This window comes from Flavobacterium sp., assembly GCF_040379285.1.
Taxonomy (GTDB): Bacteria; Bacteroidota; Bacteroidia; order Flavobacteriales; family Flavobacteriaceae; genus Flavobacterium.
Genome location: NZ_JBEILJ010000021.1, coordinates 23,749 through 39,876, shown reverse-complemented (window position 1 = coordinate 39,876; position 16,128 = coordinate 23,749). Strand labels below are relative to the sequence as shown.

General features: G+C 39.8%; 14 protein-coding genes. 3 read left to right on the top strand and 11 right to left on the bottom strand.

The annotated features are described in order from the left end of the window. Positions 1 to 233: hypothetical protein (locus tag ABWO12_RS06375; protein ID WP_353087932.1), on the top strand; the 233-nt coding region annotated here is incomplete at its 5' end. 71 nt (positions 234 to 304) lie between these two features. On the opposite strand, the gene ABWO12_RS06370 is transcribed toward ABWO12_RS06375, so the two are convergent. Next, positions 305 to 1,501: a pyridoxal phosphate-dependent aminotransferase gene (locus ABWO12_RS06370; protein ID WP_353087931.1), complete on the bottom strand. Its 1,197-nt coding sequence runs from the start codon at positions 1,499 to 1,501 to the stop codon at positions 305 to 307. A 103-nt stretch (positions 1,502 to 1,604) separates the two neighbouring features. On the opposite strand from ABWO12_RS06370, the gene ABWO12_RS06365 reads away from it, so the two are divergent. Next, the gene (locus ABWO12_RS06365) at positions 1,605 to 2,939 is read left to right on the top strand and encodes a pepsin/retropepsin-like aspartic protease family protein (RefSeq protein ID WP_353087930.1); all 1,335 of its coding nucleotides are present in this window, start codon (positions 1,605 to 1,607) and stop codon (positions 2,937 to 2,939) included. A 27-nt stretch (positions 2,940 to 2,966) separates the two neighbouring features. Here the strand turns inward: ABWO12_RS06365 and ABWO12_RS06360 are convergent, their stop codons facing one another. Further along, positions 2,967 to 3,404: a DUF1573 domain-containing protein gene (locus ABWO12_RS06360; RefSeq protein ID WP_353087929.1), complete on the bottom strand. Its 438-nt coding sequence runs from the start codon at positions 3,402 to 3,404 to the stop codon at positions 2,967 to 2,969. A gap of 277 nt (positions 3,405 to 3,681) precedes the next feature. Here ABWO12_RS06360 and ABWO12_RS06355 point away from each other — a divergent pair, with 277 nt between their 5' ends. Continuing rightward, the gene (locus ABWO12_RS06355; RefSeq protein WP_353087928.1) at positions 3,682 to 6,309 is read left to right on the top strand and encodes a valine--tRNA ligase; all 2,628 of its coding nucleotides are present in this window, start codon (positions 3,682 to 3,684) and stop codon (positions 6,307 to 6,309) included. A gap of 65 nt (positions 6,310 to 6,374) precedes the next feature. On the opposite strand, the gene ABWO12_RS06350 is transcribed toward ABWO12_RS06355, so the two are convergent. The 9 genes from ABWO12_RS06350 to ABWO12_RS06310 all read right to left on the bottom strand — a co-directional run bounded on the left by ABWO12_RS06350 (position 6,375) and on the right by ABWO12_RS06310 (position 16,040). After that, positions 6,375 to 8,600, bottom strand: a complete 2,226-nt coding sequence (locus ABWO12_RS06350) for a M20/M25/M40 family metallo-hydrolase (RefSeq protein WP_353087927.1) — start codon at positions 8,598 to 8,600, stop codon at positions 6,375 to 6,377. 50 nt (positions 8,601 to 8,650) lie between these two features. Further along, a complete protein-coding gene (locus ABWO12_RS06345; protein ID WP_353087926.1) occupies positions 8,651 to 9,031 on the bottom strand; it encodes a response regulator in 381 nt (126 codons plus the stop codon). 29 nt (positions 9,032 to 9,060) lie between these two features. Continuing rightward, positions 9,061 to 11,427, bottom strand: coding sequence for a PAS domain-containing sensor histidine kinase (locus ABWO12_RS06340; protein WP_353087925.1), 2,367 nt, complete (start codon positions 11,425 to 11,427; stop codon positions 9,061 to 9,063). A 151-nt stretch (positions 11,428 to 11,578) separates the two neighbouring features. Beyond that, entirely contained in the window at positions 11,579 to 12,775 is a 1,197-nt protein-coding gene (locus ABWO12_RS06335; protein WP_353087924.1) for an FIST signal transduction protein, read from the bottom strand. A gap of 151 nt (positions 12,776 to 12,926) precedes the next feature. After that, a complete protein-coding gene (locus tag ABWO12_RS06330) occupies positions 12,927 to 13,694 on the bottom strand; it encodes a superoxide dismutase (protein ID WP_353087923.1) in 768 nt (255 codons plus the stop codon). Continuing rightward, the gene (locus ABWO12_RS06325) at positions 13,694 to 13,972 is read right to left on the bottom strand and encodes an acyl-CoA-binding protein (RefSeq protein WP_353087922.1); all 279 of its coding nucleotides are present in this window, start codon (positions 13,970 to 13,972) and stop codon (positions 13,694 to 13,696) included. Before ABWO12_RS06325 ends, ABWO12_RS06330 begins: the two co-directional genes overlap by 1 nt. After that, a complete protein-coding gene (locus tag ABWO12_RS06320) occupies positions 13,965 to 14,624 on the bottom strand; it encodes a phosphatidylserine decarboxylase family protein (RefSeq protein WP_353087921.1) in 660 nt (219 codons plus the stop codon). The genes ABWO12_RS06325 and ABWO12_RS06320 overlap by 8 nt, the downstream gene beginning before the upstream one ends. Beyond that, a complete protein-coding gene (locus ABWO12_RS06315; protein WP_353087920.1) occupies positions 14,614 to 15,438 on the bottom strand; it encodes a phosphatidate cytidylyltransferase in 825 nt (274 codons plus the stop codon). The genes ABWO12_RS06320 and ABWO12_RS06315 overlap by 11 nt, the downstream gene beginning before the upstream one ends. A 2-nt stretch (positions 15,439 to 15,440) precedes the next feature. Continuing rightward, a complete protein-coding gene (locus ABWO12_RS06310; protein WP_353087919.1) occupies positions 15,441 to 16,040 on the bottom strand; it encodes an LUD domain-containing protein in 600 nt (199 codons plus the stop codon). Positions 16,041 to 16,128: the final 88 nt, after the last annotated feature.

The window sequence follows — 16,128 nt, the reverse complement described above, 5'->3', positions numbered from 1 at the left end:
CGGAGCGCAGGCAAGATTGCAACGAACGACCCGACCCCGAGGCAGTTAATTTCATTAGGAAGATGGAAGGGATTTCGAGGGGGCGCGCCCTGATTAATGTGGCAATGGGGGAATGTGCCAATGAGGCGATGTGGCAATGGGGCAATGTGTCGATGAGGCGATGTGGCGATGTGGCAATGGGGCAATGTGTCGATGTGGCAATGGGGCAATGTGTCGATGAGGCAATGGGGTAATAGAAATTAAAAAAAACCTGCATGTATGGGAGTACGATGCAGGTCAATCATTTAAAAAAGTGGGTTAAACTTTAGCGTGCGTTGTATGTTTTTAAAGCAGCTTCGAGTATCGCAATGGCTCGTTGTAGGTCCTCTTTTTTGAGCACATAAGCAATACGCACTTCGTTTAAGCCTACTCCTGGAGTAGAGTAAAAGCCCGCTGCGGGAGCAACCATCACAGTTTCGCCATGAAAATCATACGATTCAAGTAACCATTGCGCGAAGTCATCGGCATTGGTAACAGGCAATTGTGCTATACAATAAAACGCGCCTTTGGGGACCGCGACTTTAACTCCGGAGATATTTTGAAGTCCTTCCACCAAAAGGTCACGACGGTCTTTATACTCGGCGATAACATCCTCGAAATACGATTGTGGTGTGTCAAGAGCCGCCTCACTGGCAATTTGTGCATAGGTAGGGGGACTCAAACGCGCTTGTGCAAATTTCATTGCAGTAGACATCACCTCTTTATTTTTGGAAACTAGGCAACCAATGCGCGCGCCACACATACTGTATCGTTTGGAAACAGAGTCAATCATAATCGCATTTTCTTCAATGCCGGGCACATTGAGCACCGAGTGGTGTTGCACATCGGCATCGTAAATAAATTCACGATATACTTCGTCTGCAATCAGGAATAAGTCGTGTTTTTTAACGATTGCAGCGAGTTGTTGAATCTCTTCTTGTGTATACAAGTAGCCTGTAGGGTTTCCTGGGTTACAAATAAGAATCGCTTTAGTTTTAGGTGTAATGAGTTGTTCAAACGCGGCAATAGGAGGGAGGGCAAAACCTTCTTCTAGCGTAGAAATGACGGGAACTACTTTGACCCCTGACGCCGTAGCAAATCCGTTGTAATTGGCATAAAACGGTTCAGGAATAATGATTTCGTCGCCTGCATCCATAGTGCTACCAATGGCAAAAAGCAAGGCTTCTGAACCTCCCGTAGTGATGATGATATCTTGCGTTTCCACGGGAAGACCATAGGAGCGGTAGGAAGCCGCCAACTTGGTACGGTAACTCTCAAAACCCGCTGAATGGCTATACTCTAGCACTTCGATAGCTGCATTTTTAACCGCTTGCAGGGCTACTTCAGGCGTTTTAATATCGGGTTGCCCAATGTTTAAATGATAAACTTTTACCCCTTTCTTTTTGGCTATTTCTGCATAGGGAACTAACTTACGGATGGGCGATTCGGGCATTTGTTGGCCTTTGGTCGAAATCTTTGGCATAGTGATTTGTTTTAGCTGTGCAAATTTGCAAATTTTAAGATGATTTTGACGTTAATGCTATCGTAAAAAGCGCTATTTTTTTTAATTTTAGAAAAATTACCCGATGAAGTCCCGAATCTTATTTCTTTTATTGGTTTTACTTGTGTCTGGCGTTCATGCCCAAGTGGGATTTCAGCTGCCAGAACACCGGAAGAAAATCGTGCTTCCCTTTACCTTTGTTCAAAATCTTATCATCATTCCTGTAGTTCTGAATGGGACTCCTCTAAATTTCATGCTCGATACGGGCGTTGAGCATACGCTATTGTTTAGTTTGGAGGACACTGATAAAGTGCAGTTAAATCAGATGGAAGCGGTAAAAGTACGCGGCCTTGGGAACTTGGATGCGATTGACGCGTACAGTTCTGAAAATAATCGTTTGGAAATTGGTTCTATGACTGATATGGCTCATAAATTATACCTAATTCTCGACGAAAAAGTGAACATTTCTACCTCCGTGGGAATGCCGATTAATGGGATTATAGGTTACCATTTTTTTAAGTCTTACAGCGTTCGTATCGATTATGTTAAGCAAAAGATTATCCTCTCGCGCGAAGTCAATAGGCTCATGAAGCGCCGGGAACCCTTTGCAGCAATTCCTCTGACGTTTATACAAAATAAACCATATCTCCATGCAACGACTGCCTTGGGAGCCAAAGTCACCTCCGCTTTTTATTTACTTGATACCGGAAATACCGATGTAGCATGGTTATTTCCCAACCCGCAGCCAGCGTTCTCTTTTCAACCCTATCCCTATGTCGATGACTATCTTGGTCGGGGCTTGTCGGGTGATATTTATGGGCAACGGGGACGAATCGATTCAATTGCACTCGGACCGTTTAGTGTCAAGAGACCCCTGGTGGCGTTTCCGAAAGGCGATTTTATAAAGCATCTGCTCCAAATCAACGGACGCAACGGTTCGCTGGGTAACGAGCTCTTGAAACGCTTTCATCTGGTTTGGGATTATCCGAATCAAAAAATCTATGTGTATCCCAATGCTTTGATCAAAGACCCTTTTGTATATAATATGTCTGGAATTGAAATCGTGCAGAGCGGTTTGGAATGGGTAACCGAAACCAAAGATTTGACCGTTCAATCAATTTATGCCAAAAATGTGTTTTCCAATAGCGGGCAGCGCATTCGTGATCAAGTCAAGGTTTTGTTTACCTTGCGCCCCACCTATGTAGTAGACTTAGTTCGGCTGAATTCCCCTGGCGATCAAGCGGGGCTGCGCAAGGGGGATCAACTTTATAAAATTAACGGTTACCTCTGTACGAATATCACCCTCGATGAAATCAACGGTTTTTTGAAAAAGCGTGATGGTAAAACGATTGAAATCGAGTACATTCGAAACGGGAAAACGGTCACGACTTCTTTGATTTTAAAAGACCTTTTGCCATAAAAAAACCTGCCGAAGCAGGTTGTTATTTTAGGATCGATTCATCAGAATATTTGTTTTTTTCTCCAGAGGATTCGGCTCTTGTTTAACAATTACTTCCCCTTTGATTTTCAGTGCCACCATGCCGCCCTCTACATTTACCGCATTGGTTTCTACAGTGATAGTTTTGCGAATGGGCCCCGGATTCATATTGTATTTCACCTTAATTTCACCCGTTTTACCTGGCATAATCGGTTGGTCGGGTTTGCTTGGGACCGTACATCCACAAGTCGATTGCACGTTTTTGATAATCAGCGGTTGATCGCCTGTATTGGTGAACTCAAAAATCCGTTCTCCATTGTCGGTTTCCTTGGTGACCGTTCCATAATCTATCGTATTATCTTTGTCTTTAAAAACAATTTTTGGCCCCGTTTGCGCCAAAGCAAAAGCTGAGAAAAAAAGAGGACAATAAGGTAAAAATCGTTTCATGACTCTGTTTTTTGTAAAATTACTACTTTCCGTTGGGGTACAAAATTTTAAATCTTAAATTTTTCGTAACGTACTATTTTCAGTACTTTTGCCCACATAGGTACAAAAAACATACCAAAAATTTTAGGTGTCAGGATTATCAATTGTGTTATCCAAATCACCTCCCGCTTTCGCTTTTATCACTTTATAACGTTAAGTAGATATTGGTTCTCCCTGCTTACCGGCAGGCTGGTCGGGGCAAAAAGGGAGTTTTTTTCCAATTCAAAATTTTACACACATGATTCCAGCACAGTACAACGCCCAAGATGTCGAACAAAAGTGGTATGCCTATTGGATGCAACACGACTATTTTACCTCCAAACCTGATCATCGTACCCCCTATACTATAGTCATTCCTCCGCCTAATGTGACAGGAGTATTGCACATGGGGCACATGCTCAACAATACCATTCAAGATGTATTAATTCGTCGTGCACGCTTGAAAGGATTTAATGCATGTTGGGTTCCCGGCACTGATCACGCGTCGATAGCTACGGAAGCTAAGGTAGTGGCAAAATTGAAAAGTGAAGGCATTCAAAAAAATGATTTAACGCGTGAAGAATTCCTGAAACACGCTTGGGATTGGACCCATAAATATGGAGGTACGATATTGGAGCAACTCAAACAATTGGGATGTTCCTGCGATTGGAGTCGCACCAAGTTTACTATGGATCCCGATATGTCAGCTTCTGTAATCCGTTCTTTCGTCGACTTGTATCGCAAAGGATTAATCTATCGTGGTTATCGTATGGTCAATTGGGACCCAGAAGCAAAAACTACCCTTTCGGATGAGGAGGTAATTTATGAAGAGCGCCAAGGGAAGTTATATCATTTGCGCTATGCCATTGAAGGTTCGCAAGAATTCGTAACTATTGCCACTACACGACCAGAAACCATTTTGGGCGATACCGCAATTTGTATTCATCCCGAAGACGAGCGATACCAACATTTGCGAGGTAAAAAAGCTATTGTTCCCATTTGTAACCGTGTGATACCCATTATTTTTGATGATTACGTAGATCCTGAGTTTGGAACGGGATGCTTGAAAGTAACTCCCGCACACGATGTCAACGATAAAGAATTGGGGGAACGTCACAATTTGGAAATCATCGATATTTTCAACGAAGACGCGAGTTTAAATAGCTTCGGATTGCATTATGCGGGCAAAGACCGTTTTGAAGTGCGTGAAGCCATTGCAGTCGAATTGGAAGCTATCGGTGCCTTGGTGAAAACGGAAAACCATTTGAATAAAGTGGGGACGTCAGAGCGCACCAAAGCGGTAATCGAACCCCGATTATCCGATCAATGGTTTTTACGCATGGACGAATTGGTCAAACCAGCCATCAAAGCAGTTCTTGAAACCGAAGAAGTGAAATTATACCCCTCCCGATTTAACAATACCTACCGTCATTGGTTGGAAAACATTCGGGATTGGAATATTTCTCGTCAGTTGTGGTGGGGCCAACAAATTCCGGCCTATTACTATGGCGATGGAAAAGAAGATTTCGTGGTTGCCGAGACAAAGGAAGAGGCCCTTGCTTTAGCCCTAGAAAGAACAGGAAATTCAGCCCTTACCTTTGACCAACTTACGCAAGATGCGGATGCCCTCGATACTTGGTTTTCGTCGTGGTTATGGCCTATGGCGGTATTTGGCGGAATAATGGATCCTGACAATAAAGATTACACGTATTATTATCCTACCAACGATTTGGTTACGGGTCCCGATATCTTATTTTTCTGGGTGGCCCGAATGATTATTGCTGGTTACGAATACGCCGATGCCAAACCATTTACCAATGTGTATTTAACAGGATTGGTACGCGATAAACAAGGCCGCAAAATGTCGAAATCGCTAGGGAACTCTCCCGAGCCATTGGAATTGATTGAGCGCTTCGGTGCCGATGGTGTTCGCGTTGGACTATTACTTAGTGCATCGGCAGGTAATGATATTTTGTTTGATGAAGAATTGTGCCAACAAGGGAAAGCCTTTGCCAATAAAATTTGGAATGCCTTCCGCTTGATCAAAGGTTGGGAAGTGGCCGATATTCCACAACCCGAATCGTCACGTGTTGCAATAGCATGGTATGAAGCTAAATGGCAACATACCTTAGTAGAAATCGAAGATAATTTTGACAAATACCGTATCTCCGATGCGTTGATGGCCATTTATAAGTTGTTCTGGGATGATTTCTGTTCTTGGTTCCTTGAAATGATAAAACCGGGTTACCAACAACCTATAGATCAAGTGACATTTGATAAAGCGATTGCGCTTTTGGAAACCAACTTGAAATTATTGCATCCGTTTATGCCGTTTTTGACCGAAGAGATTTGGCAATACATCAAAACACGTACCCCTGAAGAAGCGCTTATCATTGCCCAATGGCCAACTTCGGCTGCTTATAATGCGCAATTGGTAGATGATTTTGAGTTTACCAAAGAGGTTATTTCTGGGATTCGCACCCTACGCAAAGACAAAAATATTCCATTCAAAGAGGGTATTGAATTGAAGGTAGTCAACAAAGAGGGGAGTACCTCCTTTTTTGACAGTATAGTTGCAAAATTGACCAATGTTTCTTCCCTTACTTATGTCAACGAAAAAGTGGACGGTGCTTTATCGTATCGCGTGAAGTCCAACGAATACTTCATTCCAGTGACTGGCGCCATCGATGTTGCCGCTGAGATTGAAAAATTGACTGCTGAGTTGGCCTATACCCAAGGTTTTTTGAAATCGGTTCAAGCCAAGTTATCCAATGAGAAATTTGTTTCGGGGGCTCCTGAAAAAGTAATCGAAATGGAGCGCAAAAAAGAAGCCGATGCCTTAGCCAAAATTGCAATGCTTGAGGCGAGTTTGGCAGGTTTGAAATAAAGCTATTGAGCCAAAAAAAAGGAGTATTCTTAATCGAGTACTCCTTTTTACTTTTTATAGTTTACTTATTCAAACTTAACCTTCACCGTTTGTGAAACGCCATTTCGTGAAAACACCACTTCGACTTCATCGCCCGGGTTGATTTTGCCTAAAGCTTCCATATACCCATATACATCTTTAATCGGTAACGTACCAATTTTGGTAATGACATCACCTTCCTGAATACCTGCTTTTTGCGCGGGTCGGTTATCGGTCACACCATCGACATGCAGTCCGTCAGGGTGTTCGGTATAATCGGGCATGATTCCCATGGTTACTTTGTACTTGGGACGTGTTTTACCGGCATTCGCTTTGGTTTTGGTAAACGGAATTTGTTCCATCACATCCAGCGCTTGCGTAATCCGGAACACGTATTCAACGATGTTTTTAACTCCGTAATAATTGATTTTATCGGCATCGTCACTCGGTTTATGGTAATCGCTGTGCGTTCCAGTAAAGAAATTTAAAACAGGAATGTCTTTTAAATAAAACGAAGTGTGGTCAGTTGGTCCGGTGCCGCTTTCCTCCAGGGTAACATGAAATCCCGCGGGTTTGTTTTTCTCGATGATTTTTGGAAATTCGGGACTCGTTCCTGTTCCTCCAATGATTAGGTCTTTGGAGGCATTCAAGCGACCAATCATGTCCATATTAATCATGGTAACTATATTGGGGGTTTGCGCTTTAATGATGTCTGCTAGTGATTTGGATCCGATTAATCCGTCTTCTTCCCCAGAAAATAAGGCAAAGATATAGTTCGCCTTTTCTGTCGTTTTGTTTTGGGATACCATTCGCGCCAATTCGAGTACACCTGCGACTCCAGAAGCGTTGTCGTCAGCGCCGTTGTGGATTTGTCCTTGGGAATTCATTTGGGTAGAATTTCCGTGTTCGTTTCGGCCTAAATGGTCATAATGCGCCCCAATCACGATGGTTTTGGAGGCTTTATTGTCTAGATAGGCGACTACATTATGGGCTTTGATTTTTACCTCTTGGCTATTCAACGAATCTTTCGGGTTGCTTTTGTAGGTATATTCAAAAGGAATCAAAAAGGATTTTCCTTGATAAGGTTTGAGTTTCCATTTTTTGAATTGACTTTCCAAATATTCGGCGGCTTTAAGTTCTTCTTTAGAGCCCACCAAACGTCCCTTCATAGCATCGGAGGCCAAATAGGTGATGTTTTTTTGTAGCAGTGACTCGTCGATATATTCTGCGGGATCGGTATCGACCCAGTCGGCTAAAAAAACATTGGTTTCACGAGCGGCTTCCTGTTGGCGATTGCTTGAAAAAACTAATTTTTTTCCATTAGGCGAAAACATGGGAAATGCATTGAATTCACTTTCAAAGGTAACTTGACGCAAATGGGATCCATCGGTATTGATCATGTAGAGTTGAAAGTCGTACCCTCGCGTCGCATGATGGTTGGAAGAAAAAATTATTTTTTGATCAGAAGGATGGAAAAACGGCGCCCAGTTTGCCTTTCCTAATTGAGTAATTTGCTTTAAATCGGAGCCATCGACATTGCAGGTGTACAATTCCATTTCGGTTGGCGCGACTACATTTTCTAGAAGAAGTGCTTTATAATCGTTAATCTCAGCCTCCGTTTTGGGTCGGGAAGCCCGAAACACTAGTTTTTTACTGTCGTGCGAAAAAAAGCTTCCGCCGTCATAGCCTAAACCGAAGGTAATTTGTTTCAAGTTGGAGCCGTCAATATTCATGGTCCAGAGTTCCAAATCGCCTGATCGGGTCGATGTGAACGCAATTTTTTTCCCATCGGGAGAAACTACGGCCTCGGCATCGTATCCGGGAGTATTCGTGAGTTGTTTGACAATGTTTCCTTTTAAATCGGCGATATACAGATCAAATTCAGGGTAAATCGCCCATAAATATTTCCCATCTCGGGGTTTAGGTGGAGCAGGACATTCCTTTTGCGCACCATGTGTCGAAGCAAAAATGATATGTTTACCATCGGGCATAAAGTAAGAACAGGTAGTTCTTCCTTGTCCGTTGGAAATGCGTTTTAGACTTTGGGGTGAAAAGGTTTTTTCGTTAAGATTTAAGCTAAAAATTTGATCGCATTCCGCACCTAAGGCTTTATTGGTGACTTGAAGGGTGAGCATTTGATTATCAGGACTAAAATAGGCTTCGGCATTGTCACCACCAAAAGTTAGTTTTTGAATATTTTTTAAGTTGTGTTCTTGACCAAAAAGGGATACAACACAGCCCAAAAATAGGAGGAAAATTCGGTTTTGAAGCATGATTAATTTTTTTCTCAAAGATAAAATTTACCACCCATTTGAAACCTTCTTTATTCAAAAATTTGCATTAATTGCTCTTTGTCAAGCGGTTTTTCAAGATACCCTTTCAATCCAAGGTAGGTTTCTGCTTTTTGCTTGTCTTTATCGTTGAGCGAAGAGGTGAGAATGTATACTTTATGTTGGTTTAAAAAGTCGGGTATGACTGCAATGGCTTGATCCAAAAATTCAAATCCGGTTAATTCAGGCATATTAATATCTAGAAAGATATAGACTTGAGCGTCTACTGCGTCTTGTATATTTTCAAAAAAAAATGAAAGCGCTTGTTTACTTGATAAATAGGTTTTTATCGGGCAATCGGGACATAAATTACGTATTGTTTTTTCATGAACGTAATTAAAAATGGCGTCATCATCTATAAGTATACAATTCATAAAGATAAATCTATTCTTACAAATGTAAACTATTTTTTATTAAGTGCTATAAAAAAACGAGAACCTTTACCTAATTCTGAATATACCTCTATGGTACCTTCAAGTTTTTGTGTGATTTCTTTACAGATATACAAGCCCAATCCAGTTCCTACTGCACTATTTGATCCTCTGAAAAACATTCGAAATATTTTTGGAAGGTGTTCAGGAGCAATGCCTTCACCGTTATCCTCAACTTCAATGATTATTTTTTGGTTCGTTTCTGTTAGTTTGCAGTGTACAAATGGGTTTGAAAGGGTTCGATTTCGATATTTAACAGCATTTCCGATAATATTTTTTAGCAAAGTTGCCATTCGATAGCGATCGGAGGTAATCCAAGGATTTCCATTGTCTTGAAAAGTCATTTCCATTTGTACATCGGATGCGTATCTTAAATCCTCAAAAATACCGTCGATTATTTCTTTAAGATTAAAATGTTCGTAAGTTACATCCAATCGGGCATTTCTTGAAAACTCCAAAATTTCCTGAATCGTATCATCTAGTCGGGCTACACTAACATCAATGAGTTGTATATATTCTATTAGGTTGGGTTCTAAATTTTCTGAAGCAAAAATCAAATTAACGAGTCCTTTGATGGAGAGTAGAGGCGCTCGTAAATCATGAGATACACGATACACAAAGTTATCCAATTCGTTGTTGAGTTTTTGGAGTTCTTGATTTTTACTTACTATAGTTTTTTGTGTTTTTTTGAGTTCCGAAATATCTACTCCATTGATGATGACATATTGCAGCTGATCTCCAATAAAATGAGGAAATACATCAATTAATCGGTAACAGGTTTTGTGTTTTGGCGTTGTGATAACATCCGTGTAATGGATTAGTTTCTTTAAGTCAATTGCATCACTGACTTTTTGAGCCAAACGACGCATATTTTTTAATGGATGTCGTTTGAGGCGTAATTGAGTTAATTCGCTAATATTTTTTCCAACAAAAGTTTCCCAATCGGGTTGTACTTTAAGCAATGATTCATTGATAAAGGCAACATTCAAGTTTTTATCAAGTACAATTTTCTGTGAAGGCGAATGGTTAAATAGACTCTCATAGTATTTCTTCAAAGCATCCAATTGCATTTCAGCTTCGTGCTTTTCAGTTATATCAAGATTGCTCCCGATAAGTTTGATAATCTTGCCTTCAGGTGTTCGCTCGGCAATGAGTAAGGTTTTTACATAGCGAATCTCTTTTGAGTTTTTCAACTGTATGCGGTATTCATATTCCAAATGACTTTCAGAGGAACGCATAAAATGATGTAAACGTTCAATCGTTGAATGGTAGTCTTCTTCATACAAACAGCTTTTCCAAAAAGGATAAAAATCGTCAGGGGTTAAGGTTCGTGGTATACGTAATTGTTGCTCTAAAATTTTATTCCATTGGGTTTTTTGACTTTCAGCTTCCCAATCCCAAACACCGATTTGAGCTTTTTCAGCAATCGTTTCAAAGCGTTTGTTTATTCGTAAAATTTCATTACGCGCTTGAACTTCTTTTGTAATGTCTTTTTGAACAGATATGAAGTTTATATGATTGCCTTGATCATCAAATACTGGAATTATTTCAATTTGGTTGTAATATGGTTTACCATTTTTAGTATAATTAACCAATTCAACAGCTACATTTTTTTTGTCGCGTAATGCTTCGACCAATCGATTGTGTTCGGACTCTGATTGGGGTGCTCGTTTTAAAAAATCTTTGGGTTTTTTACCCAGTACTTCTTTTCGTTTGTATCCTGTTGTTTTAACAAATGAATCATTTACCCATTCAATTTCTCCTAGATTGTTGGCAATAATGACATTGTTATTAATTTTTTTAGCAATTAGCGAAAGTTTGATCAACTCCCTTTTCGAGTTGTTGATTTCATCTAATTGATGCTGAATTTTTAAATGTTGTTGTAATCGTATGGTTAAAGCAAGGAATTGTTGACTAAAAATTTGGAAGAGTGTTTCTAATGTTGGATTAAACGAGCTATATAATGGAGATTTTTGTTTACTGATCAAACCCAGACATACTATATGAATTCCAGCTAAAGCATCTTCAATTACAGATATTGCTCCTCTGTCAAACGATTCTAGTTCATCCACACTGCTTAATTGTGTATCCTCCAATAATGTTATTGAATGGGCAGGAAATTCCTTGAAGAATCGGAATAATGCAATATTTTTTTTTGTAGATTTTTTTAATTTTGATGGAATCCCTTCTGTAAAAAGTTTTTGAATTCCTGTTTGGGGATACATAAACACAATAAGCGACGCTTCAACCTCTAAAATATCAACCATGGTCTCTACAGCAAGCTGACCTAAATGATCAAGGCTGGTAGATTGTAACGCTTTGGAGTTGAATTCTGACAAACGTTTATATAATGTCAATTCATGGTCCAAACGATCCTGAGCAGCAATTAACTTCTGTTCCGTTGAGGAAAAACGGGTGACACGAAGCTGAAGCTGTTCATAGGCTTGTAGTAATTCTATATCGTTGGTCGAGTCCATGGTAAATTTAAGGCTATTTTGTTTGTTTTCTGTAGATTACATAAAGTGCTGTAGTATAGTTGTGGTATGTATTTTTTCCATTCAACCGTGCAAATTCACCAAATCCATACATGCCTAACCATGGTGGACAGGCATCATCTGTATAAAAAGGGGTTTGCATTTGGTGGACCAACTCTTCTTTCAAAACGCGGTTGGTTAGATAGCGTCCTCGTGCCAAACAATCGGCATGAAATACGGCCACCGGTTTTTTTCCAGCAGCACGTTGGCTCATTGAAGCTACCATGCGATCCATTTCTTTAAAAATCAATTCTTCATCACGTACGGTAAACCAAAGTTGTGTTCCTTTTTCACAAGTGGTGGCATAGTAAAGATGTTCGCCTTCATGTTTGGTAACCACACGCAAAACATGTTGATTTCCATATTCTTCAGCTACTTCAGGAGGAAGAAGCTCGGCCAAAGCCCCAACAGGAATAGTGTGACCACAATCGGCCTCTTTGGGTAATCCTAATCGCTCTAGAAAAGTGGACCAAGCGGGTTTTCCATTCAACTCTTCAATGATATGTCCATTGGATTTGGTCACGGTCATAGGTTCACCAATAGCCATAAATCCATGGGTTGCTTGCGTATCAATGGTTAAAGAAGGGTCGCAAAATCCAATAGCAAAAGCACCATGTTCAGTTACTTGTTGCTCAAAAGCTTGGAAACTAACATACCCTTTCATATTATCAGAAGTGGTGGCTCCAAATACAGTTACTTCTTCCCCAAAAACAGTTTCAAAACCCCGAATGCATTCCGAATTATTAATGTCAATTCCCGAGGCAATAAAATAAATCATATTGATTCCTGTTTTTTGATCTTTTAAGGCTTTGGCCATTTTGAGACATTCGTCATATGAGTTATGGCCATAAATAGAGGAACTTCCTGCAAGTGTAAATTCATTTCCTGTTATCGCCATCAAAGCCATATCTTTCATGGACTCACTCACGCCCTCACGCCCTACGACACCACAACAAGAAGCGGCTACGATTTGTGCCTTAGGAGCCATTTCATGAGCTTGTTCAATGAGATCTTGAAAATCATGTCCCACAGAAGCATTAAAAATAAGGAGTGAAGCTTGGTCGAGGTGATCCCCTAGGGCAATTTCTAGACATTCTGTAACACTTCTTTTGGTGTTTACAATACGTGTAGATGCAGAATAAAACTGTAGCATAGTAGTAGATTTAATATTCGTAAAAAGAACTTTGAAAATGAGTTCGTTGAGCGGTATATTAAATGTACTTTAAATAAAATAGATAAATTTATTTTATCGACGAAAGCACGTTTTAATTGCAACGAAAGCTGTTTAGCTGTAGACTAATGAATTATAGCGCGGTGGCTTCTTCAAATTTCTCGGCTACTTTATCCCAATTTATATGTTTGAAAATACTTTCCACATATTTTTTTCGACGATTTTGATACTCTAAATAGTAGGCATGTTCCCAAAGATCAATGCCTAATATGGGTTTGCCAGGAACTTCCGCACGAGGCATCAGTGGATTATCTTGGTTGACAGTATTCGAGATTTGAAGTTTTCCTGATTTATTGACAATCAACCATGTCCAACCTGAACCGAAAACCTTACCAGTAGCATCAATAAATTGATTCTTAAAGTTATCAAACGAACCAAAATCACGCTCGATAGTAGCGGCCAAAGTATCTTTGGGTTGGGCTTGTCCATTGGGAGTTAAGATCTCAAAATATAAACTATGGTTGTAATAACCTCCTAAGTTATTTTTTAAATCGACATTAGAAATATCAAGTTTTTTGAAAATTTCGGCAATGGGTAACGGTTCCAAATCGGTACCGATAAGCAACTGATTAAGGTTGTTGGTATAGGTAAGATAATGTTTGGAATAATGCGTTTCCATAGTCAACGCGTCGATATCTGGCTGAAGGGCATCGTAACCGAAAGGTAGTTTTACCAACTCAAAAGCGCCTTCTTGGGCTTTAACATCATCGGGTAACCCCAGCGTCACTTTTTGTTCTTTGGTGGGTAGCGGCACTTCAACGACTTCGGTATATTTTTTCCGTTTACATGAAGCTGTGGAAATAATGAGAAAACATCCAAATAAGAGTACACACTTTTTCATTACTTACTTTTTTTTTGTGCCAATTCCATGATTGCTTGAATGTATTGTTCTTTGGCTTCGTCTTGGGAGAGATGGTTAATTTGTATCCACGCATTCATTTTAAATGCATTTCGCAAATCTTGGGGATACACAAATCGATGAGTAGCCCTTCCCAAGGTAGATTGTTTGTATAAAGCATACAAACGCAACTGCACATCTTGGGGCAGGGAAGCTTGTGTCATTGTGTTGGCAATGTCAACTGCTTCATCGAATCGTTCTTCCAACTGGCGATTATCCATGGTTTTTTAAAGCAATAATCGTTTGATTACCTACAGCTTTTTGACCGAGTTTAACGGTTACTTCAGTTCCAAGGGGAAGATAAATATCAACCCGGGAACCAAATTTTATAAATCCTGCATCAGCCCCTTGACGCACCGTCATGCCTTCTTCGGCATAATTGACAATACGTTTGGCAAGCGCTCCCGCAATTTGACGGTACAAAATTTCACCAAAAATACGGTTCTCAATAACAACGGTTGTGCGTTCATTTTCAGTACTAGATTTCGGGTCCCAAGCCACCAAATACTTTCCAGGATGGTATTTGCTGTATTTTACCTTACCGCTAGTACAATAGCGCGTTACATGTACGTTTATGGGCGACATGAATATGGAAACTTGTAAGCGCTTGTCTTTAAAATACTCTGCTTCGTAGACTTCCTCAATAACTACTACTTTCCCATCTACAGGCGCTACGATTTGATAATCATTAACTTCCAAAGGCCGCTTCGGATTTCGAAAAAATTGTAATACCATGATCAATAAAAAAAGCAGTACCAATTGCACCGACTTAAGAGTCCAAGGGTTTGCAATTACATACGGCGAACCGAGTAGGAGGACCGTAAAACTGAACGTTGCGATTAAGATGATTTTGGCACCTTCTTTATGAAACATAATCTAAAATTTGGTAAAACAAAAATACAAAGGGCGTGACAAATATAATACTATCTAAGCGATCCAAGATGCCCCCATGTCCTGGCATGATTTTCCCACTGTCTTTCACTCCAGCAATCCGTTTAAATTTGGATTCAATCAAATCGCCCAACGTACTGAAAACGCTAATGATTGCCGCACTTACCGTCCAAATCAACACCGAAGTGTCTGCATATTCAGGTTTGGGTTGAAAATAATAGCGAGAAATCAGGTAGCCGACCAGAATTGTAAACAACATCCCCCCCAAAAAGCCTTCGATGGTTTTTTTGGGTGAAATTTTTTCCAGCAACTTATGTTTACCTATCGTTTTTCCAACAATATAGGCAAAGGTATCGTTGGTCCAAATCAGTAAAAAGATGCTGATGATGATTTTTGGACGGTATTCATTGTTGGAAAATGGAATTTTGATTAAAATCAAAAAAGGGAGAATTACATACCCCAAGGTAAAAAGATAACGTGACCAAACGCCGATGTGCTCTTTTTTGAAATTAAACAAAAGCAATAAGCATTTGATGGAGATGAAAAGGGTTACAATGAGCAGTAAAATATCGTTGGTTTTGTTGGTGCGAAATTGAGACGCCCAATAAAAGGCAATAGCGCCAATAATCAAAGGAGCAATTCGGTTAATATGCACTAATCCACAGAATTCATAAATCGCAATGAGCATGAAAATTCCAAACAGGATAAAAAAACTATCCATAGAGTAGGAGGTAGCGCCCAGTAACAAGGTTACATAAACGATACCTGAAAGGAATCGGGTGAGGGATTCACTCATGATTACAAATCTTCTAAAAGCAACAAATAGAGGTTTTTGTGACAACTTCCGTACGTGAGAAAGTCCTCTTCTTGCGCTTTTTCAAAGTATTTAATGGTCGTAATATTAGTTGGGTATTCTTTGTCGTATTTCTTTTTGATCACACGAAGGCCGTCACTTTTCGATTCCAAAATTTGACTGGTGGTTGCCAGGATGACAATATTGTCAGGAAGTTCGTTGGGCTTCTTTTGCTTAATTTGGTTGGAAGAAAACAACACAGAACCTTCGTCAGCGATTAAATTTTCGCAACTGGCAAAAAAGAAGGCAGGCTGACTCACCGATTGATGGGGAAGACGATTTTCTTCCAAAAGACTAAAAAGTTTGGGTTCAAAACACAACACTTCTTTTTCAAACCAATCGTTTTCTTCTAATATATTTTCAAATTGTTCTTTGACTTCTGCCAAGTTTTCACAATAGATAAATTTACCTCCATTTTTTTTAAAATTAAAGGTAAATTGCTCATCTACAGGTAAATTGGAAGATTTAGGCGAGTTGTATTCGCTCTGGCTTTCCGCTTCGGAACCTTCTTGACCGGAACCAAATATTTTTCTGAAAAGACTCATATATTGGGTATACTTCTTTAAAAAGTTGGACAATTCCAAAGATAAAAAAATCTTAATTCAAAACCGTGTATGAATTAAGATTTTTTAA